The organism is Alteromonas sp., from assembly GCF_984505615.1.
In genome coordinates this window covers 1-23,033 of sequence record NZ_CFHOXV010000006.1, presented here as the reverse complement: position 1 = coordinate 23,033, position 23,033 = coordinate 1, and the positions used below count along the sequence as shown (strand labels likewise).

General features: G+C 48.2%; 17 protein-coding genes. 3 read left to right on the top strand and 14 right to left on the bottom strand.

The genetic code is table 11. The features are described 5' to 3' along the window. Window positions 1–4 precede the first annotated feature (4 nt). The 7 genes from AC4PME_RS05875 to ppiC form a co-directional block, all read right to left on the bottom strand. The gene (locus tag AC4PME_RS05875) at window positions 5–637 is read right to left on the bottom strand and encodes a nitroreductase family protein (protein ID WP_161599193.1); all 633 of its coding nucleotides are present in this window, start codon (window positions 635–637) and stop codon (window positions 5–7) included. Window positions 638–806: 169 nt separating this feature from the next. Beyond that, window positions 807–1,925 (bottom strand): FAD-dependent oxidoreductase, encoded by a 1,119-nt coding sequence (locus AC4PME_RS05870; protein WP_491226068.1) that lies wholly within the window; start codon window positions 1,923–1,925, stop codon window positions 807–809. 298 nt (window positions 1,926–2,223) lie between these two features. Then, the gene (locus AC4PME_RS05865) at window positions 2,224–2,910 is read right to left on the bottom strand and encodes a hypothetical protein (RefSeq protein WP_491046446.1); all 687 of its coding nucleotides are present in this window, start codon (window positions 2,908–2,910) and stop codon (window positions 2,224–2,226) included. A 502-nt stretch (window positions 2,911–3,412) separates the two neighbouring features. Further along, window positions 3,413–4,801, bottom strand: coding sequence for an NAD(P)(+) transhydrogenase (Re/Si-specific) subunit beta (locus AC4PME_RS05860; protein WP_119503052.1), 1,389 nt, complete (start codon window positions 4,799–4,801; stop codon window positions 3,413–3,415). Window positions 4,802–4,813: 12 nt separating this feature from the next. Next, complete coding sequence (locus tag AC4PME_RS05855; protein WP_119503053.1) at window positions 4,814–5,098, bottom strand: NAD(P) transhydrogenase subunit alpha part 2; 285 nt, start codon at window positions 5,096–5,098, stop codon at window positions 4,814–4,816. Between the two features lie 2 nt (window positions 5,099–5,100). Continuing rightward, entirely contained in the window at window positions 5,101–6,252 is a 1,152-nt protein-coding gene (locus tag AC4PME_RS05850) for an NAD(P) transhydrogenase subunit alpha (protein ID WP_491046447.1), read from the bottom strand. Window positions 6,253–6,831: 579 nt separating this feature from the next. Further along, entirely contained in the window at window positions 6,832–7,110 is a 279-nt protein-coding gene (ppiC, locus tag AC4PME_RS05845) for a peptidylprolyl isomerase PpiC (RefSeq protein ID WP_070123477.1), read from the bottom strand. Window positions 7,111–7,274: 164 nt separating this feature from the next. On the opposite strand from ppiC, the gene AC4PME_RS05840 reads away from it, so the two are divergent. Together AC4PME_RS05840 and AC4PME_RS05835 are read left to right on the top strand one after the other, a co-directional pair. After that, entirely contained in the window at window positions 7,275–8,099 is an 825-nt protein-coding gene (locus tag AC4PME_RS05840; RefSeq protein ID WP_491046448.1) for a phosphate/phosphite/phosphonate ABC transporter substrate-binding protein, read from the top strand. A 5-nt stretch (window positions 8,100–8,104) separates the two neighbouring features. After that, a complete protein-coding gene (locus tag AC4PME_RS05835; RefSeq protein WP_491046449.1) occupies window positions 8,105–9,751 on the top strand; it encodes a sensor histidine kinase in 1,647 nt (548 codons plus the stop codon). Between the two features lie 117 nt (window positions 9,752–9,868). Here AC4PME_RS05835 and AC4PME_RS05830 read toward each other — a convergent pair whose 3' ends face one another. The 5 genes from AC4PME_RS05830 to AC4PME_RS05810 form a co-directional block, all read right to left on the bottom strand. After that, window positions 9,869–13,441, bottom strand: a complete 3,573-nt coding sequence (locus tag AC4PME_RS05830; RefSeq protein WP_491046450.1) for an FG-GAP-like repeat-containing protein — start codon at window positions 13,439–13,441, stop codon at window positions 9,869–9,871. A 184-nt stretch (window positions 13,442–13,625) separates the two neighbouring features. Next, complete coding sequence (locus tag AC4PME_RS05825; RefSeq protein WP_119503057.1) at window positions 13,626–14,213, bottom strand: Uma2 family endonuclease; 588 nt, start codon at window positions 14,211–14,213, stop codon at window positions 13,626–13,628. A 285-nt stretch (window positions 14,214–14,498) separates the two neighbouring features. Continuing rightward, the gene (groL, locus tag AC4PME_RS05820) at window positions 14,499–16,142 is read right to left on the bottom strand and encodes a chaperonin GroEL (RefSeq protein ID WP_491223617.1); all 1,644 of its coding nucleotides are present in this window, start codon (window positions 16,140–16,142) and stop codon (window positions 14,499–14,501) included. Window positions 16,143–16,183: 41 nt separating this feature from the next. Then, window positions 16,184–16,474, bottom strand: a complete 291-nt coding sequence (locus tag AC4PME_RS05815) for a co-chaperone GroES (protein ID WP_349590566.1) — start codon at window positions 16,472–16,474, stop codon at window positions 16,184–16,186. A gap of 262 nt (window positions 16,475–16,736) precedes the next feature. After that, entirely contained in the window at window positions 16,737–17,252 is a 516-nt protein-coding gene (locus tag AC4PME_RS05810; protein WP_491046899.1) for an FxsA family protein, read from the bottom strand. A 296-nt stretch (window positions 17,253–17,548) separates the two neighbouring features. Here AC4PME_RS05810 and AC4PME_RS05805 point away from each other — a divergent pair, with 296 nt between their 5' ends. Beyond that, complete coding sequence (locus AC4PME_RS05805; protein WP_491046900.1) at window positions 17,549–19,366, top strand: protein-disulfide reductase DsbD; 1,818 nt, start codon at window positions 17,549–17,551, stop codon at window positions 19,364–19,366. Between the two features lie 76 nt (window positions 19,367–19,442). Here the strand turns inward: AC4PME_RS05805 and AC4PME_RS05800 are convergent, their stop codons facing one another. Together AC4PME_RS05800 and AC4PME_RS05795 are read right to left on the bottom strand one after the other, a co-directional pair. Next, window positions 19,443–22,460, bottom strand: coding sequence for a TonB-dependent receptor (locus AC4PME_RS05800; RefSeq protein ID WP_119503062.1), 3,018 nt, complete (start codon window positions 22,458–22,460; stop codon window positions 19,443–19,445). A 282-nt stretch (window positions 22,461–22,742) separates the two neighbouring features. After that, window positions 22,743–23,003, bottom strand: coding sequence for a hypothetical protein (locus AC4PME_RS05795; protein ID WP_491226069.1), 261 nt, complete (start codon window positions 23,001–23,003; stop codon window positions 22,743–22,745). Window positions 23,004–23,033: the final 30 nt, after the last annotated feature.

Below are 23,033 nucleotides of genomic sequence, written 5' to 3'. Positions count from 1 at the left end.
TTTTTTAAACGGCTTCTAAACCGCGCAGCGTAAATTCATCTGCCGGCACCCTGACTTTCTCAGGCACCACCGCATCTTCAAGGCGGTAACCGGCCGCGCAAATGACACAGGCATTCAGTCCGCGCTCAGTGAGCCCCAGTGCCTTGTTAATTCCGGCAGGACTAAATCCTGTCATCGGGCAGGTGTCCACACCACGAAGCGCCCCTTCAGCAATCAGCGAACCCAGTGCGATGAAAGCTTGCTGCTGCGCTACCTGTACCTTTTGCTCAGGTGTCTGACCCGCATAATAAGACTTAATGTAATCGGCATAGCCTGCCTGACTACCTGCTTCCGCGCTGGTCTGAGAATAGATGCGGTCAAAGTATGCATCCACCGTTTTGTCAGTAATCTCAGTTTCGTTGGCAAAAATAAACAAATGAGAACAGCTTGGCAGCTGAGTCTGACCAAAAGTGTGCGCCGCCAGTGCATTCAGCGTGTCTCTGTCGTCAATTACGATAAGGCGATAAGGCTGCAGGCCAAAGGCAGACACCGACAGACGGGCCGCTTCAGTCATACCATTGATGTCCTCATCACTGACTTTTTGTGACGAAAATTGTTTTAACGAAAAGCGTTGGGAAAGTGCAGGAATTAAGCTCAAAGATATGTCTCCGAAAAGTAGAAGATGGGGCTACTTTAACCGGTTAGCGACAAGATGAAATTAACATTAGTTAAAAACACAGAAATTTGTTTTGAATGGCAGCCGTGTTTATTTCGTTACACTTAACACCGGTTAATTTCATCATCTGAACGATACAAAAGCGTGCTGGTCACCCCGCTTTCATGGCGGCGATGAAGTCTGCAAGGCGCGCCACTGCGCTCAGCGACTCTTCAGGATCAATATTAGCTGCCGGATTACCAAAGTCGTGATCACCACCCGCCTGCACCAGTAAGCCGTCGCGCCGAGGATAAACAGACACATGCTTGTTGAAATACTGAATACCGTACTTCACTTCCGGCTGCGGGATCAGCTTACAGGTTTGTCCCCGGACCGGCGTGATACTGTCATCACCCAACAGGGCCCTTGCACCGTAACCAGTGCAATTTACCAGTGTATTCTCATCGAAGTTGGCAAAGTCAGACGGGCTGGTCAGTTCCCGCGTCAAAATTTCACCGCCATTTTGAATAAATTCGCTCATTAGTACCCGTGAATACTCGCTGATATTAAACATCAGTAACGGGTAACGGCGTACGTAAGGTACCGGGAACGGATTCATATGAGCCGGGATATCCCACGAGCGGGGCGTAATATCATCAATGAGATCCCGTTCAAAAGTGGGATACGCAGGCTCACCTTTCGCCTCGTAGTGCCCCGTTTCTGAAAATGGCGTATCTGAGGCACGGAATATAGTCGTCCATTCCACCGGCGTACCTGTGAGCCCTAACAGAGTCTGGTACCGGCGAAAGGAAATTCTTGCCATCATTTCCCATTTTTGTGCAAACGAATCCGCATGGGCTAAATCAACAATGCGGGAGTCCGGCGACCAGATCCCCGTTGCAAATGACGAGCGCACATAAGGCGGACGTTCTTTGGCGTAGATTTTAACCTTGTAGCCCGCACGCTGACATTGGATCGCGGTGGTTAAGCCAATCGCACCGCAGCCGATAACCGCAATTTCTTTGTTCATTGCCTCAGCGACCAGCGATTCCGCCAGTACAGCGGTACCCCAGGACAACGACCAGCCACTGCCGCCGTGCCCGTAGTTATGAACAATCGACTTTGCCCCCGCCTTTTCAAGCTCGATTCTCGGTCCCTGAGCGCGAAATGGCCGTGTGCACACATTCATAGTGATAATGCGGTCAGGACGGGCTTCAATGCGCTTAAGTGGTGGCATTTGTACCGGTAAGCCGGTGTGTAATTTACCTGATGAAGATTGGGAGGATGACACACATGCGCCAAGCGCAACACTTGATGCTAAACCCGCAGATCCCTGTAGAAAACGTCTTCTTTGCATAGCTGCTCCAAATTAACGTGTCCCGGGGATAGATTGATAATGAATTGAAATATATCTGAATTTCAGAGCATGCTGTTCTTTGCCAGCTTAAATGCCAGCATATCTCTTTGATTAAATAACATGCAATACTTTTGCCCTGAATGTCCGGTAAATGACGATAATCAGAGCATTAAGCCGCGTCTCCGCCAGACGCAATGACTGAGCACGTTAATCTTATCGCCGGCAATGCAAATCAAAACCGGTAACCGTTCAATACGATTTCCCGCGAAAATACACGCTCAATTAAGGCCTTCTGTTTGTCCGTATATACCTCCCGGTAATCCGGTTTGCTCTGCCGGACTATCCTGCCGGCGTTAGTAATCACGCCCCTTCGGAAAGGCACACCCAGAGCGGCAAACAGATCCGCCAGTTCATCTTCCAGGTTTTCATAATGCAACACCCTGTCGACCAGCACATTCCCGGAACGGTCACAGTAACTCGGGTAATTAAAACAATATTTTTCCCGTGACAGGTAATCTTCAAAATCGCCAGGCGGATTGCGGTAATGCCTGCAAGTATTGTAGTGCGATACCGTTTTCTCCCAGGGATTTCTGTCTACACAGAACGTCGTGTATTCCCGCCAGATTTCCGGATTGACCCTGGCTTTAATCTCCGCTGCCGTAGAGTGATTCCGGAAAGGACGCTTCCCAAGCCAGTCCAGCACAGCCTGCACTTTACCGGCGTATCCGGCTGCACCCAGCTCAGACCGGATATCCCAGCGACGTTTATAATTTCGCGGCCGGTGGCCCGGTTCAGGCGGAAAGACCGGTGTAAACACATCACGGCAATCACACAAAGAGGATAAATAAGTTTCAATACTTCTCCCCGCCGTCTTACGGGTTTTGATAAAGATAAAGCGGTACTTGTGAGAAATGACCATCTCGCCCCCTGCCAGTTCTGAACAATGTCACGGTGTTAATTCATTGACCGCCATCCAGCGCAGGAATCTCAGGACTTACGCGTTTCTTACAATATTCACGTGAAGTTTATGGGAAAAGTGAGCGCGGGGATGGGCTTGAAGTGTGTTCTGGTGGCTGCAAGACGAAAGTGTGCCCCGACAGCGGTTCAGTCTCTTCCATTTCCAAACTGTCTGCCGCAGGGTATTGAGAGTTGAGAGTCAGGAAGCGTGAGCCCGCGATGGGAAAAGGAGCTGTGTTTTCAAACCGTCAGCCGCAGGGACGCGGCTGTGCTATTTATAACTGCTTTGCCCAGGGATGGGTTTACAGCGTGTTTCTGATGGCTGCAAGACATAGTGTGCCCCGACAACGGTTAAGTCTCTTCCGTTTCCAAACCGTCTGCCGCAGGGATGCGGCAGCCGAGCCCACATGGATGTGTTTACGGCGTGTTTGGGAACGGAAGAGACGACCGCACCGGGGCTCACTTTAGTCGTCGCCGAATTCGCGGATGATGGTGTTGATGGTGTCTTTGGCGTCACCCAGTACCATTCTTGTGTTGTCTTTGAAGAACAGCGGGTTGTCGACGCCGGCAAAGCCTGCGTTTGCTGAGCGCTTCAGTACAAACACAGTTTTTGCACGATAAGCTTCGATTACCGGCATGCCGTAAATCGGGCTGCCTTTCATCTCTTTCGCAGCAGGGTTTACTACGTCATTAGCACCAATAACAATCGCTACATCGTAGTTTTCCATACGCGGATTCACATCATCCATTTCGTACAGCTGATCGTAAGGCACATCCGCTTCTGCCAGCAGTACGTTCATGTGACCCGGCATCCGGCCCGCTACAGGGTGAATAGCGTATTCTACCGTACAGCCGTTTTCTTCCAGCAAGGTTTGCAGTTCACGCACCGCGTGTTGTGCCTGTGCAACCGCCATACCGTAGCCCGGAATCACCAGCACAGCCTGAGCCGCTTCCAGTACATAGAATGCATCCTGCGCCGCCATGATTTTCACTTCGCCTTCGATTTTCTCTGCCGCTTCCACAGGCTTTGAGAAGCCCGACAGCAGAACATTCATCAGCGAGCGGTTCATTGCCTTACACATGATATTAGTGAGGATCAGACCCGATGCACCAACCAGCAGACCGGTAACAATCAGAATCGTGTTGCCCACCGCCAGGCCCGCCGCAGATGCTGCCACACCCGAGTAGCTGTTTAACAGTGCAATCACCACCGGCATGTCGGCACCACCAATTGAAATGGTCGCCAGTACACCGAAGCTGAGCGCCAGTGCGATAGTCACGTACAACCACATCAGGTTTGTCGGATCAGTAACGAACAAATAGCCTACCACCACAAAACCAATCAGATGAGCAATACTGAGTTCACGCAAACCGGTGAAAATAACCGCTTTGGCACCCATACGGCCAGACAGCTTGCCCCAGGCAATCACCGAACCGGAGAACGTAACACCACCGATCAGAATCGTGAGGATCACCGTGATCAGCACAAAGTGCGTGGCCCCCATGAAGCCAAACGTGGCCAGCTGGCTGATGGTCGCCCAGCCCAGCAACAGCGATGCCAGACCACCGAAGCCGTTGAATAACGACACCATTTCCGGCATTTGTGTCATTTCCACCGACTTTGCTTTCCAGGCACCGTAAGCGCCGCCAATCACAAAGCCCAGTAAAATCCAGTGGTAGGAAATGATTTGGTGATCAAGCAGTGTCACCACCACCGCCACCAGCATACCCACCGCAGACACCAGGTTACCTTTTCTGGCAGTAGAAGGATGACTCAGTAATTTAAGTCCGGTAATAAACAGTCCGGCAGCCAGTACGTAAGCCAGATTGATAATCAATGCTACAGATTCCATCTTCCTGACCCCTTACTTCTTGTCTTTCTTTTTAAACATGCCAAGCATGCGGTCGGTTACCAGGTAACCCCCCACCACGTTAATGCTTGCCAGTGCCACCGCGGCTGTACCCAGTACGGTGGTAAGCACATCGTTATCAGCACCGGATGCCACCAGCGCGCCAACAAGGGTAATGCCAGAAATCGCGTTAGAGCCCGACATCAGCGGCGTGTGCAATGTGGCAGGGACTTTACGGATAAGCTCGAAGCCTAAAAATGCCGCCAGCAGCACAATAAAAATCAAATAGATATTTTCCATGATCAGGCTCCCTGATAAGCGTTTTTAAGCATGTCGTTGGTGATTTGCCCGTCGTGGGTGATCACGCAGCCTGCCAGGATCTCATCCTCAAGATTAAGGTTGAATTGCTTCGATTCATCATCAAAAAATTCATCCAGCAGGTTGTACACGTTGTTGGCATACATGTCGGTGGCGTCTTTCGCCACAGCCTGACTCCAGTTGCCGGTACCAATAACAGTGACGCCGTTCACGGTGACCACTTTACCGGCTTCAGAGCCTTCCACGTTGCCACCGGATGTGGCAGCCATATCAACAACCACACTACCCGGACGCATCAGCGCAAGGGTATCTTTGCTGATCAACTGCGGCGGACGGCGTCCGAACAACTGTGCTGTTGTAATCACAATGTCAGAATCAGCAATAGCATCGCGCTGGGCATCCTGCTGCTTCTGCTTTTGTTCTTCAGTGAGCTCTTTGGCATAGCCGTCTTTCGTCTGGCCGGTTTCACCCAAATCAATTTTCAGGAACTTACCGCCCAGCGACTCAACCTGCTCGGCTACCACCGGGCGCGTATCGTATGCCAGTACGTTGGCACCTAAGCGCTTTGCAGTTGCAATGGCCTGCAGACCGGCAACGCCGGCACCGATAATGTAAACTTTCGCCGGCTTGATGGTGCCCGAAGGTGTCATCATCATTGGCAGAATGCCCGGCAGATGCGTAGCTGCCTGCATCACCATGACATAGCCAGCCAGGCTCGCCTGCGAACTCAGCGCATCCATTTTCTGGGCGCGGGAAGAGCGCGGGATCATTTCTACCGACAATGTGGTCAGTTTCTTCGCAGCCAGTGATTCCACTAATTCCTGCTGGAAAAAGGGGTCAATGTGACCAATCACCAGGGCGGCCGGTTTCAGGCGGGCGTACACCGCTTCGACAGGACGATTCACGCACAATAACGCATCCGTTTCCTCAAGCGCAGCGCCGGCATCTTCAACCACTATGGCATCAGCTTCAGTAAACTCTGTGTCCGCATAACCTGACAGAACACCAGCGCCCTGCTGCATGACCACGGTCATACCTCGCTTCACCATTCGCTTCACACTGGATGGCGAAACCGCACATCGCTTCTCTGTGTGACCTTGTTGTTCGAGTCCTTCATTTAATATCAGTACTTTCAATGTGTTCTCCTCAGGCACGGGATACTGAGACTCATGATCCGAACACATGCGTGCTCGCATTGTTAATTTATAATTTTTATTGTTAACCAAATCTAATATCTATTGCCACCGGTGGCAATAAGCATATTTATATTAAAAAGGAATATGCAAGGGGTCAGTTAGCGCTGAATGTTTAGCCAAACTTCCCTGTATATTTAGAAATTTTAAACACACTAACGAATGAAAAATTTGAGCTTAAAGAACGGAAAATTATTAAATACAACAAGTTATGCTATATAAAAATTTGACTATATCTAAGTCTATGATGTGAACAGACTATTTATGATCCTGCCAATAAGTGAAATGATTGACGAGATAATGCTCATTCACAGAATCAATAAAAGCATTCAATTGTGGAACTTTTAGACAGGGAAAATGACACGAAACAGATCAGAGGAGAACAAAAAACAACCAACTGTCAAACAAAATGCACACCTGTGGTTCAGCATTTTGCTCATGAATGGTGCGTCTGCACTTATTATGTGATAGCCGCCTGAGAGAATAGATAGCCTTCCCGTTCGGGAAGACCCTGAATTGTAATCAGCTTCGGTATAAGGTTTTGATCAGGTGATAGCCAAACTTTGTTTTTACCGGTCCGTGCACTTTAAGCACTTCTTTTTTAAATACTACGTCATCAAATTGTTTCACCATCTGTCCGCGGCGAAATTCACCTAAATCTCCGCCCCGCTTTCCCGACGGACACGTTGAGTGTTTCTTTGCCAGCGTGGCGAAATCTTTGCCTTTCTTCAGTTGTTCAAGAATGGAAAGGGCTTCTTTTTCGGTCTTAACCAGAATATGAAGAGCAGATGCGGTAGCCATAACAGATGTTCTTATAAAAAGTGATGCAGAGAATTATAACGAAAGCGGCGCGAAAAAGGCATTTCTGCACACAATGCCCTATCATCATATTTTGTTATAGAATTACAGAAAGACGATGGTGATGACGGCACGAGTGGACGTTACGGGGCGGGAGAAGAAAAAACATGTCTGAATTGTTGAGCAGGCGGGTCGTTGCATTGTTATTAATGCTCATATCACATTCCGCTGCTGCTGAGTCCTTTTCTGTTGGTATTGTTCCGCAGCACTCGCCGAAAAAGCTCGCAGAGGCGTGGCAACCTTTGCTCAGCTATATCGGGTCTGAGACCGGACACACTTTTCACTTTGAAACCGCGAAAGATATTCCGACATTTGAAAAAGCACTGTCAGAAGGCAAATACGACATTGCTTACATGAACCCTTATCACTTTGTCGTTTTTCACAAAAATCCCGGTTACCGCGCGCTGGTCCGCCAGAAAGATCAAACCATTCAGGGCATCATCGTTGTAACCCGTGACAGTCCTTTTACAGAATTGTCTGATCTTAATGGCACTAAAATCGCCTTTCCGGCCCCTGCCGCTTTTGCCGCCAGTATTATCCCCCGTGCAACCATGCAAAAAGAAGGCATTAACTTTACACCCGTTTATGTGCATTCCCACGATTCCGTATATCTGAATGTAAAGAGGGGATTCTTTAAGGCCGGAGGCGGGATTTACCGGTCTCTGCAAGCCACAGACGACGACGTTAAAGAGAACCTGAAAGTGCTCTGGTCAAGCCCTGCTTATACGCCACATGCCATAGCGACGCATCCCCGGTTGTCAGAGGAAGTTCGCGGACAACTCCTGAATGCTCTCACAACCATGACCCCCGGCGGAAAAGGCAGTGACGCATTAAACAGTCTCAAAATGAAAGGATTCTCGGAAGCATTTTCTGCAGACTGGGATGACATCCGTGCGCTCAACATAGACTTACTGCAGCAAGAGAACCCGTAGTTCCTATGCGAATATCATTAAAATTAAAAACAATACTGGGTGTGGCCTTCATAGAGGCAACATTGCTCGCACTGCTGCTGACAACAACATTTAACCTGCTGACCAACCTGGTAAACGATGCGGTTGTAAAGCGCGCGAATACAACGGCTAACCTGTTTTATTCAACGACTAAAAACGCTTTTTTGTCCTTCGATCTGGCCGGCATTGAGGCTGATGTCAAAGAACTGCTTACCGACTCAGACATTCATTACGTCAAAATAACAGATACCTCCGGCAGAGTCTTCGCATCAGGTGGCAACGAACAATCACTGAACTCAGACTTTCAGGCCGATACGTCTGTCAGCCGGGCCAGTGACGGGATTTACGATATCCGCCGCCCCATCATGGTTGATGACACATTGTACGGTTATATTGACCTTGGAATTGATATTGCAGCGGTGAAAGCGTCGCTGAGCGACATACAGCAATGGGCTTATACCATCGCAGTCATTGAAATGGTCCTCGTTGCGCTGTTTTCCTATTTTCTCGGAAGTTATCTGACTAAGCAGATCAATATTCTTCAACAGGGTGCCCGCAGGCTCATTCAGGCTTCAAAAGAAAACAAATATGAAGATATTAAGGTAAATGTGCGTACCAACGACGAGCTCGAAGAGTTAGCGACGGTGTTCAATCATTTAATCTCGCATCTTGAAGAAGAACATATCCGCAGAGCCGAAGCGGAAAGTGCTATACATAATCTGAATCAGTCTCTGGAATACAGAGTCAGCGAACGCACCACAGAATTAAACAGAAAAAATGAAGAGCTGTCACAGTCAAACAAATCGCTGAAAGAAACCCAGCAGCAATTACTTCAGGCAGAAAAGATGTCGTCAGTGGGTCAGCTTGCTGCCGGCGTCGCTCACGAAATCAATAACCCTGTGGGCTTTGTCAGTAGTAATCTCGACACGCTGAAAGAGTATTTAGCCAGCTTTGAAATACTCTACAGAGATCTGATGGAAGTCACACAAGCACCTACCAATGAAGTTGCGCTGGAAAAGTTAGCTTCATTGAAGAATTCTCAGGCTTACCAGTCACTGGACTTTATAAGTAACGACGTTTCTCATCTCATCAAAGAATCTGAAAATGGTTTACAGAGAGTGGAAGAAATTGTCAGCAGCCTTAAACAATTTTCCAGAATCGACACAGATCAAAAGCAACTTTTTGATTTGAATAACTGTGTGAAAACCACATTAGCGCTGGTGAACAACAAGCTCAAATATGCCTGCGATGTAGACATTAACTACGACGAATTGCCCCGCGTTATGATGAACGTTGGCAAAATTTCTCAGGTTATTACTAACCTGCTGATTAACGCCGCGCAGGCAATTGAAGAAACCGGACGGCGGGGTAAGCTGGAAGTACGCACCAGAGCAAACAGCAACGGAACTGTAGAACTTATCGTCCGTGACAATGGCTGCGGGATTTCAGACGAAAACTTGCAGAAGATATTCAATCCTTTCTTCACCACCAAAGACGAAGATACGGGTACTGGCCTGGGCCTTTCCATTTCGTACGAAATAGCGAGAGAGCACGAAGGGATGCTCAGCGTTGAAAGTGAGCTCTATACCGGTACTGAATTTACGCTGACCTTACCTGTTTACGGCGCAGCATAGAGCAGGAGCGCTCCGGCAGCGTTAACCCCGGAATAACCGTGGCAACTTCCTCACTGCCGGGATGATCTGAACTCAGGTGAAAACAGGTAACTGAATTCACCTGAGCGCCCTTATCAATCAGTGGATCAAATACATCCCTGCTGACGTACCAAGCATAACTTCTAAATCGCCGGATTCGGAGCGACGGGCACGCAACGCACCTTTGCCTGCTCTGCCGTTCAATTTCGGACCGGACCAGACAATATTGCCATTAGTTGCAATGCTGCGCAGAACAGAATGAGAGCTGTACCAACTGCTGTCATCACCGGTTACTACCAGAATATTAGACGGGGTAACAGGGTCCACAATCATACCAGTGATCTCGAACGGGAAGTTGTATTCCCCCACCAGTTCCACACCACTGTCTGAAAATGCCAGCATGTTCATTTCCCGGTCACTACCACCGGAACAAACAAACTGACGGCTGTTTTCACCGCCGGTAAACAGTACCTGCGGACATTCAATGTCATACGAGCTGCCGGTGATAAATGCATTACTTCCCAGCGTCAGTAACTGTACCTTTTGGTAACCGCTGGTCACGACCAGATTCAGTACATCATCAATAAATACCGCATCAAAATCACTGACTCCCTGAGGGCTCGTATACGATGCCACCAGCAGCTGATTCTGAATGTCGACAACCTTAATCGCCGAGCCGTCCTGATAGACCGCATCCTCATAGCCGTCGCCGTTGACGTCTATGGCCATTATCTTGCCGATAGTGCTGTCATAGTCACCGTCAACGGAATACTGAACAGACATATCGCTTAACTGCACTGCACCGAAGGCGCCGTCATACAAGGAAGTCAGTGGCAGGAAAATATCCCCTGCGCCATCGTTATTAAAGTCAGTCGTTACCGCCTGAGTACTGTGGTCCCAGTTAGTAGACAGCTCTTCACCCACTGTTATAGTGCCATCGCCGGTAAGCGTAACGATAACGGAGCCGTCATAACCGCTTTCTGTGCTGGGCACAAAGAACACGGCGCGCTCATCACCGGAAGTGATTTCAGACCAGCCCGCAGCATAGAACTGGTCAAGCTGAACACCGGTGGTATTTTCTTTTACCGTTGCACCACCGGCAGTGTAGTCCGCAGTGATCAGGCGGTCTGCACCGGAACTGCTGGTGCCTGACCCCCATAAAATTTCCGCACTGCCGTCGTTGTCGATATCACCCATAGTCAGCGATGAGGAACCGTGATCCTGCAGCCCGACCTGCCATACTGTATCCAGTTGATTACTGCCGTTCAGAGAATACGCAGTTACATTGCCCCACTGACAATCACTCACCACGATCTCATCTGTCGCATCATCGTAGAGATTGTATGCATGCATATCGCAGGTATCGTCAAGCGACAATGACGCCAGCTGAGACTTATCAACAGCGGAATACACGTAAAGCGCATCCCAGGCACCGGCACCAATGATCTCATCGATACCATTCCCGTTGAGGTCGCCAACTGTAACAAACGAACTACCAAATCCGGAGCCGAAAAACCATTCATTCGCACCAGTGGTCAGGTCGTACACCAGACCGGTGTTCATAATCAGCTCCATACTACTATCGGCATCTACATTACCGGCAGCAATTGTCTGAAAATTGTTCGTACTGAAACTGAGCGTTGTGACCAGCTCACTTCCCAATTCACTCACAAAAATGGTTGTTTCACTGGCGTCGTAATCAGCATTCTTAACAGAATAAATCAGTTCATTGACGCCGTCGTTGTCAGTATCAGCCAGTAACGCTTCACTGAAATAATCGTCGGTTTCCAGTAAAACCCGTGCATCTTTAGTTAAATCATCAATCAGCCAGAAGGTTTTTTCAGTGATAACTAAAATTTCAGGTGTACCGTCCTGGTCCATATCTGCGGGCAATACCTGCTGAATATTCTGTTCATCCGACAGCGCATAGGGATATGCCCATTTCTGTTGATATTTACCATCAACCAGCGTCAGTAAAAATACCCGTGAGCCATTATCTGTACCCAACAATTCATTGCTACCGTCGCCATCAAAATCGGCCACCCACTGGGAATTATTCCGGTGAGGCACTTCCATGCCGGAACGGAACAACGGCTGCGCTTCATCAGCGCTCACCGTCACATCAAAGTATTCCTCGATAGTATTGTTCGGGTTCTGACTGTTGCTCACACCGAAGGTGTACACCATCTGACTGAAAAGTTGATTGTCCGGTACAACCCAGGTCACAGTACCATCCGAAGCTAACGTTGCTCCCTCCGGTGCGCTCGCCAGTGCCGCCAGGTTTTCATTGCCCGGTACATCTGCATCTGTCAGTGATAATGAAAAAGTAATGGTATCGCCGGCACGGACATTTTCCGGCACATTGCTTACCGTAACAACGGCAGGTGTATCTTCCACAAAGATGCTGATGGGATAGGATTCCACCGTGTTGATTGAGTCAGACACCACCATGGACACCTCTATCCACTGATCAACAGTCACTGAGTATGCAGGCAGCGTGTTGCCGTGAACGCCTTCAAGCAACCTGCCGTTCAGATACCAGTTGTAACTGACCATAAGATCTTCATCCGGCGTATCGAGGTCGTAATAATTACCGGGCAGCACAACAATGTCCTGTGCCACAGACAGCCCTTCAGAATTTTGCAGATAAGGCGACTCAACATAAGGTGTCAGAGAGATTTCAGCGAGATTATATAAATCAGTATCACTCACCGGTGTTGTGACGAAGCCGTATAAACTTTCAAAGTACTTACCGGCATCCGCCTCGCCGTCATTGTCGAGATCCTGCGTGTACATCACCATACCCTGCAAGAACTTCAGCTGTGCTTCACCGTCGTTATACACAACGGTACTGCCGTAAAAATACGGCATATCCAGCTCGTCAGTATCCAGCGACACATCTACATAGCCTTCAGACCCCACACTGACACGGCCTTCAATCCGCAGTTCTGGCGACTCCCAGTCATCACTGGTGGTCATGCTGGCGTCAATCAGATAGCTTTCATCACCAACCGTAGCACTTACATATTGCTCACTGACCGAAGTCGTCACGCCGGTTTGCGTAGAAAATGAATCACTGAAGGTGATCAGGCCTGACATAGACACCGGGACATCGTCTTCCCAGTTAAGATTGGAGAAATACAGTGTGTATTCCATTTTGCTGTCGGTGACGACATCAATAGAAACCGCCGCTACACCGGACAACGCAAAGCTGTTGTAGTAAGACTGGCAATCACTGAAATCCATGGACAACTTACCGGTACCGTTATCATTAAACTTCCCGGTGTATTTTACTGTACCGCTTTCATCACACTGAAGAGTGCTGTTAATTGAACCGTCGCTACCGAGTTCATTTTCAATATCGTGTTCACCGATATCAGGCACAGTTAGAATATTGTCGTCAAACAATACACTGTACACATGCTGGGCCAGGGCAATATCTATCTCTGCCTTGCCGGACTCACCACTATAAAGTGTATTAGCCTGCATTTTCGCAGCTGTGGTTAACTGTGCTTTGGAATGAGATTGCGCGTCAGAAATGATCTGTACAGGTGTTTTTGAAGGCGTTTGTGTGCCGCCGCCGGAAGAACTGTCAGAGCCACCGCCGCCACCACATGCAGACACAGCGAGGGCCAACGCAGAAAGAGAAAAGACACGTACAACGTTATTCATGTTTTCATCCTTGAACTTTAGATACCACAACTACAAAGTTCGGCTAATTTAGCGACTTTTTTATTTCCGGTCGAGTTAAATGTAAAGATTTTGTCAAGGAGGATTTATTAGGGGGATTGCATGATTCAGCGGACAATCCCGGGGATAAATAAGGTGATCTTGAGCCCGCCTGAAAAGCTAAGTTTTAAGATTCGGATTGTTGTTCGAGGAATGCCGCGACATCTTCATTTTTTACGCGAAGATAAATGTCTTCTACCCGGATAGTAAAATCTATCGATTCGAAGTGGATTTCTTCACCTAAAAAATAGTGGGTGGAGCGCCAGTCATCGCTTCTTCTGTAAACGGTAACGTCTGCTACATCCTGTTCAATCAGCACGTACTCTTTAAGTGTAGGAATATTGATGTACTCGAGTAACTTTTGCTTCTCATCCATTTTACGAGTAGAGCGTGAAATCACTTCCACAATGATCACCGGCGTTGATGTAAAATATGGCTCTGACTCATCAAAACCACAATCGACCAACACATCTGGATAATAAAAATTATCACGAACGCGCACTTTCATATCTGAGCTGAATGGCTCACAGGGAGTCGCTTTTAAGTGATTTCTCAATTCACTATAAATATTCCCCGCTATTCTCTCATGGTTAGCGCTTGCTCCGGCCATCGCATAAATCTGACCATCAATGAGCTCACGCTTAACAGGTGCTTCAAGCTCTTCCTGCAAGTATTCGTCGGGTGTCAACACATTGTGTTTTTGGGCAACTGGCATTGCGCACTCCTGAATAGCAACCAAATATGAATCCATGATTCTGACATTGCTAATATATCAATCATGGCGTTTACCTTTGCATAGTAACCAAAAATGTTTTGGATGTACTAACCTTCTTTAACTTAGCTAAGGCCTTCAGCTCTTTTTTAAACCTGAACTTAATGTGTGCTTATAAGAAGCAGGAATGTACTGGCAGAGAGAAATGAGATGGCATTGCTGGGAGCATGGAAACAAAAAAGGCGCTCCGGAGAGCGCCTTTCTTAAAGCGTTAAGCTTATGGGTGGATTACATCATTCCACCCATGCCGCCCATTCCGCCCATGCCACCCATATCAGGTGCACCAGCTTCTTCTTTAGGCAGTTCAGCAACCATCGCTTCTGTGGTGATCATCAGAGAGGCGATAGAAGATGCGAATTGCAGCGCAGAACGGGTCACTTTAGTTGGGTCAAGGATACCCATTTCCAGCATGTCGCCGTAAGTGTCGTTACCTGCGTTGTAACCGTAGTTACCTTCGCCGTTCTTGATTGCATTAACAACAACCGATGCTTCTGCACCAGAGTTGATAGAGATCTGACGCAGAGGCGCTTCCATCGCACGCAGGGCCAGCTTGATACCGTGAGTCTGGTCTTCGTTTTCACCAGTCAGGTCAGCCAGTTTAGCCGCTGCACGAACCAGAGCAACACCACCACCAGGTACTACGCCTTCCTGTACCGCAGCGCGGGTAGCGTGCAGTGCATCTTCAACGCGGTCTTTCTTCTCTTTCATTTCAACTTCAGTAGCAGCACCAACTTTGATTACTGCAACACCGCCAGACAGTTTAGCCAGACGTTCCTGCAGCTTCTCTTTGTCATACTCAGAAGTAGAATCTTCGATTTGACCACGGATTTGTGCGCAACGACCTTCGATAGCCGCTTCGTCACCTGCACCGTCAACAACAGTCGTGTTGTCTTTGTTGATAACAACGCGCTTCGCAGTACCTAAGTCTTCCAGCTGAACTTTTTCCAGCTCCAGACCAATCTCTTCAGAGATAACAGTACCGCCAGTCAGGATAGCGATATCCTGCAGCATAGCTTTACGACGGTCACCGAAACCAGGTGCTTTAACAGCAGCTACTTTCACGATACCGCGCATGTTGTTAACAACCAGAGTTGCCAGTGCTTCGCCTTCAACATCTTCAGCGATGATCAGCAGAGGCTTGCCTGCTTTCGCCACGCCTTCCAGCGTAGACAGCAGTTCACGGATGTTAGAAACTTTTTTGTCAACCAGCAGGATAAACGGGTTGTCTAATTCAACAGTGCCGTTTTCCTGGTTGTTGATGAAGTAAGGAGACAGGTAACCGCGGTCGAACTGCATACCTTCAACCACGTCCAGCTCGTTCTGCAGAGCCTGACCTTCTTCAACAGTGATAACGCCTTCTTTGCCCACTTTTTCCATTGCTTCAGCAATGATTTGACCCACTTCTGAGTCAGAGTTTGCAGAGATAGTACCTACCTGTGCGATAGACTTGCTGTCGGCACAATCAGTAGACAGGGCTTTCAGCTCTTCAACGGCTGCAGCAACGGCTTTGTCGATACCGCGCTTCAGGTCCATCGGGTTCATACCCGCTGCAACTGATTTCAGACCTTCAGTTACGATAGCCTGTGCCAGAACGGTTGCAGTAGTAGTACCGTCACCCGCTTCGTCGTTTGCTTTAGACGCTACTTCTTTAACCATCTGCGCGCCCATGTTCTCGAACTTGTCTTCCAGCTCGATTTCTTTGGCTACAGATACACCATCTTTAGTAATGGTAGGGGCACCGAATGACTTATCCAGTACGACGTTACGGCCTTTAGGACCTAATGTTACTTTTACTGCGTTTGCAAGGATGTTAACGCCTTTCAGCATCTTCGTGCGGGCGTCATCACCAAAACGTACTTCTTTAGCTGCCATGTTTAAATTCCTCTAAATACGGTTAAAACGTTAAACGTCTATTACTCAACGATTGCCAGAATGTCGCTTTCGCTAACGATAAGCACTTCTTCACCTTCCAGCTTCTCGGTTTTTACACCGTAACCGTCGTTGAAAATAACGGTGTCGCCAACTTTTACGTCAAGAGCTTTAACTTCACCGTTCTCAAGGATACGGCCGTTACCCACAGCGATAACTTTCGCACGGGTAGATTTTTCTGCAGCAGAACCGGTAAGCACGATGCCGCCGGCAGATTTAGTTTCTTGCTCAGCGCGCTTAAGGATTACGCGGTCGTGTAAAGGACGAATTGCCATTTTCAAGTCTCCTGAAAATTCCAACTATCTAAATGTTAGTTAACAAGGACGTACGGTCTTGTGTACGCCATTTACTGTATAGAGAAAGCAGTCTCCTGCCTTCAAATCGTGTTCTGCGTGGATAGATGGGGGAGTCACCCTACAACTTCAAGGGGATTTGGTGAAAAAAATGCAAATTTTTTTACTTTTCTTGCGGGAGCGGAATAAATAATTGAAGAATAAAGTGATCAGGCCACACGACGGAGCGTGCGGCCGCAGATGCTTATTTAAGGCGGGGCTTATCTTCGCCGGCTGATTTGTCGGTGTACTGACCTTCAAATACGTCGCCGTCAGCATTGTACTGGCCTCCCTGAGGACGCTGACCAAATGGATCGGCGCCACCGGCGAAAGGTCCCTGTTGCTGGAACGAGCCTGCCGTGACCACACGCATCTTCATATGCTTGCTGACAAATCCGGCGATAAGGTGACGGGTACCGGGCAACACCAGCAAAATACCGAAACTATCCGTGATAAAGCCCGGCGTTACCATTAACACACCTGCCACGGCCAGCATCAGGCCCTCTACCATTTCTTTGCCCGGCATTTCACCGCGCTGCATTTTTTCCTGCGCTATCTGTAAGGTGTGAATACCTTCCCGCTTCACAAAGTAAGCGCCGATAAAGGCGGTTAATAACACAATTCCAATGGTGTTCCATCCGCCGATGATGCCGCCAACTTTTACCAGTAAGGCAATTTCGATGATGGGCATAATGGCGAACAGCAAAAATAAAAGTCGCAAAACTAAACCTCGTTGCTTAAGTTTAATGCCGGCTGCAGCACAAATTTTCGTAGACTGTTACCAGCAAACTGAAAGGGTAAAGTGGGGTTGCTCACTTTAAACACAAGTTATTTCTTATGAGTACGACAGTTTTCACGTTAAGGGATTCGTTCTGAACAGAAAAATCTGAAAGAATACCGCTACTGTCACGGTCAGTTATGGGAAATGTCCGTTGCACCCTGATAATTCAGTATCCGGAGCGGGACGGCTGAGCCACCATCCGCGATATTGCGCTTTTTCTGAAGGATAAGCTTGTTATGAAGTATTTTTCGTCTCTGCTGTTTATTTGCCTGTGTTTATTGCTACCCGCACAGGCTTCAGCACAAATTCCGGATTTCAATCAGGGAGACGCCTTCCCGCAACAGGAAGAGCCTGACTTTCTGCCTGTTGACGACGCATTCGTGTTTGATTTTCAACAAAACGACGATGAACTCACCCTTAACTTTACCATTGCAGATGATTACTACCTTTATAAGCACCAGTTCAAACTGGTGGGGAAAGACGTCGAATTAGGTGAGCCGGTATTTCCTGAAGGCAAAGAAAAAGAAGATGAGTTTTTTGGACTCACCGAAGTGTACTACCACAATGTTTCCTTTACCGTACCGGTAAACCAGGCCAAAGAAGATGGCGTGGTGAAGGTCCGTTTCCAGGGGTGTGCCGACGCAGGCCTGTGTTATCCCCCGACCGTAAAAGTGATTTACCTGTCTGCTGTGGGTGATACGGAACCCGCTGTGCAGGACAGCGCGCCTTCAGAAGCCACCGGCGAAGCGGTAAAATCTGAGCAGTTCGGGCTGGCTGAAAGGCTGGCTGACAAAGACAATCTGCCTGTGACCTTATTGCTGTTTCTGGCGCTGGGCATTGGCCTTGCCTTCACACCATGCGTATTCCCCATGTACCCTATTTTATCCGGCATCGTGCTGGGTCAGGGTAAAGGCATGAGCTTAAGCCGCGCCTTCACCTTAAGCCTTGTGTACGTGCAGGGCATGGCGATCACCTACTCCATTTTAGGTCTTGTGGTTGCTTCGGCGGGCGTACAGTTCCAGGCAGCCCTTCAGCACCCGGCCATTCTTGGCGTGTTTATTGTGCTGTTTATTGCGCTGGCCATGGCCATGTTCGGTGTGTATGAAATTCAATTGCCGTCGTCCTGGCAAAGCAAACTTAACGATGTAAGCAATAATCAGAAACGTGGCAATTTTGCCGGCGTATTTGTGATGGGTGTACTGTCCGGTCTGGTGGCTTCTCCCTGCACCACCGCACCGCTTACCGGTATTTTATTGTTTATCGCACAAACCGGCGACATGACATTAGGCTTCATTTCACTGTACGTACTTAGTCTGGGAATGGGTATTCCTCTTATTCTGTTTGGTATGACTGGCGGAAAACTGCTTCCTAAAGCCGGTAACTGGATGAACGTGGTGAAGGTGAGCTTCGGCTTTATGATGCTGGCCGTTGCGATTCTGTTTATCGAGCGCCTGTGGTCTTCGTCCTGGACTAATCTGCTGTGGGCATTAACGGGTCTTGCTACCTTCTCTTACTACAGCGTAGTCAATCAGCCCACACAGCCCTCTTTCATGAAAGGTGTACGCACCTTGCTAATCTCCCTGGGCTTATTCGCCAGCGCCATGACCGGTTATGTCACACTCTTTGGCGGCACGTCATCGCCGGTTGCGCAGCAAAGTGGTCAACACGGTAGTGATGCGGCCCATCCGGAATTCATGGTTGTTAAAAACCTGGATGACTTTGAGCAGAAATTGGCTGCTGCAAATGCCGAAGGCAAAACGGTGATGGTCGACCTTTACGCCGACTGGTGTGTGGCCTGTAAAGAGTTTGAGAAGTACACCTTTCCCGATGAGGCGGTCATCTCTGCGCTTTCAAACACGGTATGGATGCAAATCGATCTCACAGAGAACACGCCGGTGAATCTGGCTTTCCAGGACGAGTTTGATGTACTGGGATTGCCCACCATTTTGTTTTTCAATACTGCCGGTGAAGAAATCAATCAGTCCAGGGTAACGGGGTTTATGAGAGCAGACGCATTTGCTGACCACGTGAACCGTGCACTGGGCAATCAATAGCAGACTGGCCCGCTAAACCGCAGGCATAAAAAAGCCCCTTGGGAGAAGGGGCTTCGGGTCCAGGTGAGACGTTATTTTAGTAACGCGCCTCGAACGTTAATCTTACTGAGCGCGGAGCCTGCCAGCTGTAAGCTGCGCCGTACCACTGGTTAACTGTACCTTCACTACTTTCGTAATGTTCATTCAGCGCCAGCGCTTCCTGTGTATTTAACACATTGAAGATGTTAATGGACGTACGCATATCGACACCCTCGTAAGAGAATGCGTAAGCTGCTGACAAGTCAACTTTGAAGGTCCACGGTGTACGACCTGCACTGCCACGTGGTGCATAGCGGTACAGCTTGTCTTCCTGTGCACAGGTATCACCCTCTACAGCACAGCCCTGATAGATGTAGAACGTATCGCCGTAGCTGCCGTATACATTCGGATCTGTATCCGGGTAGCCCTGACCAAACGCAGACAGCGGACGACCGCTTGAAAGCGTAGAGTTAAAGCCCACAGTGAAGTCTTCAGTGACGTCATACGAACCATACATCTTGAACACGTGACGACGGTCATTAGGCTGATAGCCACTTGAACCATCCATGACTGCAGGGAAGTCGAAGTCTTGCGTTACACCCGCATCTGCCTGACCGATATCAGATTTAACCGCACCTTCAAAGTTACCCCAGCTACGAGACCAGGTGTAGATGAAGTTCACACGGTAGTCTTCTGCACGGTAGTCAATTTTAGCCTGCCATGACAGATACTTGTTCTCTGCTTCAGGCAGCATCAGCGTTTCTGCAGTGTGTGTTGTCAGAGAGCCGGGATCAGCCACGCCGTCGAAAGTCTCGTGATCAGGCATCAGCTCCTGTGTGCCATCCCAGTAGTAACCATCTTTGTACCAGCTCATGTCTTCGCCCGGATTCACCATAACGCAGAACGGGTAAGCGTAACGGCCACAGTAGTCATCCAGTGCACTGGTCACTTCACGGTACGTACCGATCACTTCCATGGAGAGATCTTCGGAAATCGCACGCTGGTAACCTAAGATGTATTCATCTTTCGCGAACGGGTCAGCTTCCTGAGCCTGGAAAATATCCTTTTCAGGAATAGCCGGTAATGAACTCGCGTACTGAGAATTCTCTACAGTACCATTCACAGGGTTCAGGCCGGTAGGTACGCCGGTTGCAGCGTCGATACCGTCAAAGGTGTAGTAAGTGGTTGTATCACTTACGCCGGCAGCTGCACGGTAAATAGTGTTGTTCGCAATTGGCAGATAGTAACGGCCATAGTTACCGTACAACTTAGACTCGCCATCGCCTTCCACATCCCAGGTAAAGCCTAAGCGCGGAGCAATGTCGGTATCGAAATCAAACAGTTCCTTACCTGTGGTACCTTCACCGGAGAAGATGTCTTTACGGATACCGATAGATAACATCAGAGTGTCTGTTACCTGCCATTTATCTTCAATGTAGTAAGCAGTCAGATCAGACTCGAAGCTGCCACCACCGGAGAAGATACGGTCTGAAACAAGATCCTGTGCAGCACCTGTATTGTTCACGTACAGCGAACCGGAGTCACCCTGAATGTTACCGCCGGCGGCCAGCGTTTCATAAGTCCATGAGTGACCGGCAATCGGCTGAGTGACACGGATGGATTCACGGGTTTGTTTATCCAGACCGGCGTTGATTTTGTGATCGCCCCAGTAGTATTCGATATCGAAACGATACTGGGTATTTTCATCTTCGTTAGCACCGAAAGAGCCGCCCGGACCACATGAAGAAACACGCTCTGCATCTGTAATGCCGTCACGTGCATCAGTAACGCTTGAACAATCCAGGTTACTGGGGTCAGAGCTGTAATCAGTCTGGATGTTACCCCACATTGCGCTGACAGACAGATCGTCATTCAGGTAACCGGTATAGGTCACACTTTTCGCTTCACCGCCGCGCTTACGCAGGAATGAACCGGAGTAGTCACCAATAGTTCCGGTTTCAGCATCGTAATCGTAGACGGTACGGGTTGTTTCGTTCTTGTCTGAATAACCGAAGAAGCTCAGGCGGTGATCTTCGGTGATATCCCAGTCAATTTTAGCGCCCCAGAACAAATTATCTGAACCGGAAGACTCATCAACGTTCATGATGTTTGCACCGGCAAAACGCCCGGTACCGTTGGTGTCACCAAACTGGTTGTGCACATCCCGCGGATTGATCAGCGCATAGAAGAACAGCTTATCTTCAATAATCGGACCTGATGCAGAAACGGTATAATCAAAGGAATTGTCGAAATCGTTTGTGGTATCACGGAAAATAGCGCCGGTGCCCTGACGGCCACGGGATACGCTGCCTTCTTCCTGTAAGCCATTCGGCGTCCAATTGGCAGTGAAGTCAAATTCCCATTCGTTAGTACCGCTTTTGGTTACCGAGTTAATTACACCGCCGGTTGTACGGCCGAACTCTGCAGAATAACCACCGGTTTTAACCTGAAACTCTTTGTAGAATTCAAAAGGTACGGAACCGCAACCCAGACCCTGACGGGTATTCGTTACTTCCAGACCGTTGATGTAGCAAGAGTTTTCAGCAACCGATGCACCACCGAACGAGGCGGTATTACCGAATGCCGAATCACCGGCTACTGCGCCAGGTGCCAGCAACGCAACCGATGTAAGGTCACGGGCAATAGGCATACGGTCAATTTCGGTTTCGCCCATTACAAGGCCGGAATCCATAGAGGTTAAATCGATGGCTGAAACGCGGGCGCCGGTGACTTCAATACGCTCTGCGGTTAATTCATCGAGGTTGAAGTCAGCTTCTTTGTTAGAACCAAGGGACACGCGCAGCTCGTCTTCAGCTAACACTTTGCCATTGGCAATGATCTGGATGTTATATGTACCGGTATCCAGTTTTGCGAAGCGGTATGAACCATCTTCACCTACTTCTACCGTTCTGCTGTATCCCGTTTGAGGATTACTGATAACGATGGCTACTTGCTGGCCTGACATGGCCTCAACAGTACCATAAACACTTGATGTACTACCTGCAGCGGCGCTTGCATTAAAACTCACGCCCATAGCAGTACCTATCGCCAGCGCGATAAGACTCTGTCTAATCATTTTTTACTCCCTGGAATTATTATATTTATATTTTCCTGTTTGAACGACTCAAACGAAAAACAGCGGGATATAATTACCTGAGAGAAAATAATTCAAGCAAAGGACGTTGAAATGATAATTTTAAAAGACAAGATAATTTAAAATTATTTACATGGTGAATTATTAAACTAAAACAAATAAATTTAAAACACAATTAAGCTATTCACCAATAAGCTTTAAAATCAAACGCTTAGTTCAAATATGAAATAGCTAATATTGAAATAAATCAAAATTCATTTATATCTACAAATATTCATTTATTGCTTTTAATATTTCTGAATAATCATTTAAATTATCATTATTCATTTTGTCTATTAAACCAGCAAATACTTCCGGGGAATTTTGCTGCCCCAATCTCAACCGACTGTCTATTTTTTCAACATAAAAAGTAAACCCTTTAATTCCTGTTGCGATTTTATTTATATATTCTTGCGCATTTTCTGATTTCCAGGCATTTCTTGATGCTTCTTTGTTATTACTCCCGAATTCAGATAATAAGTGCACCACTCATGGTTAACGGGTGATAGATGATCA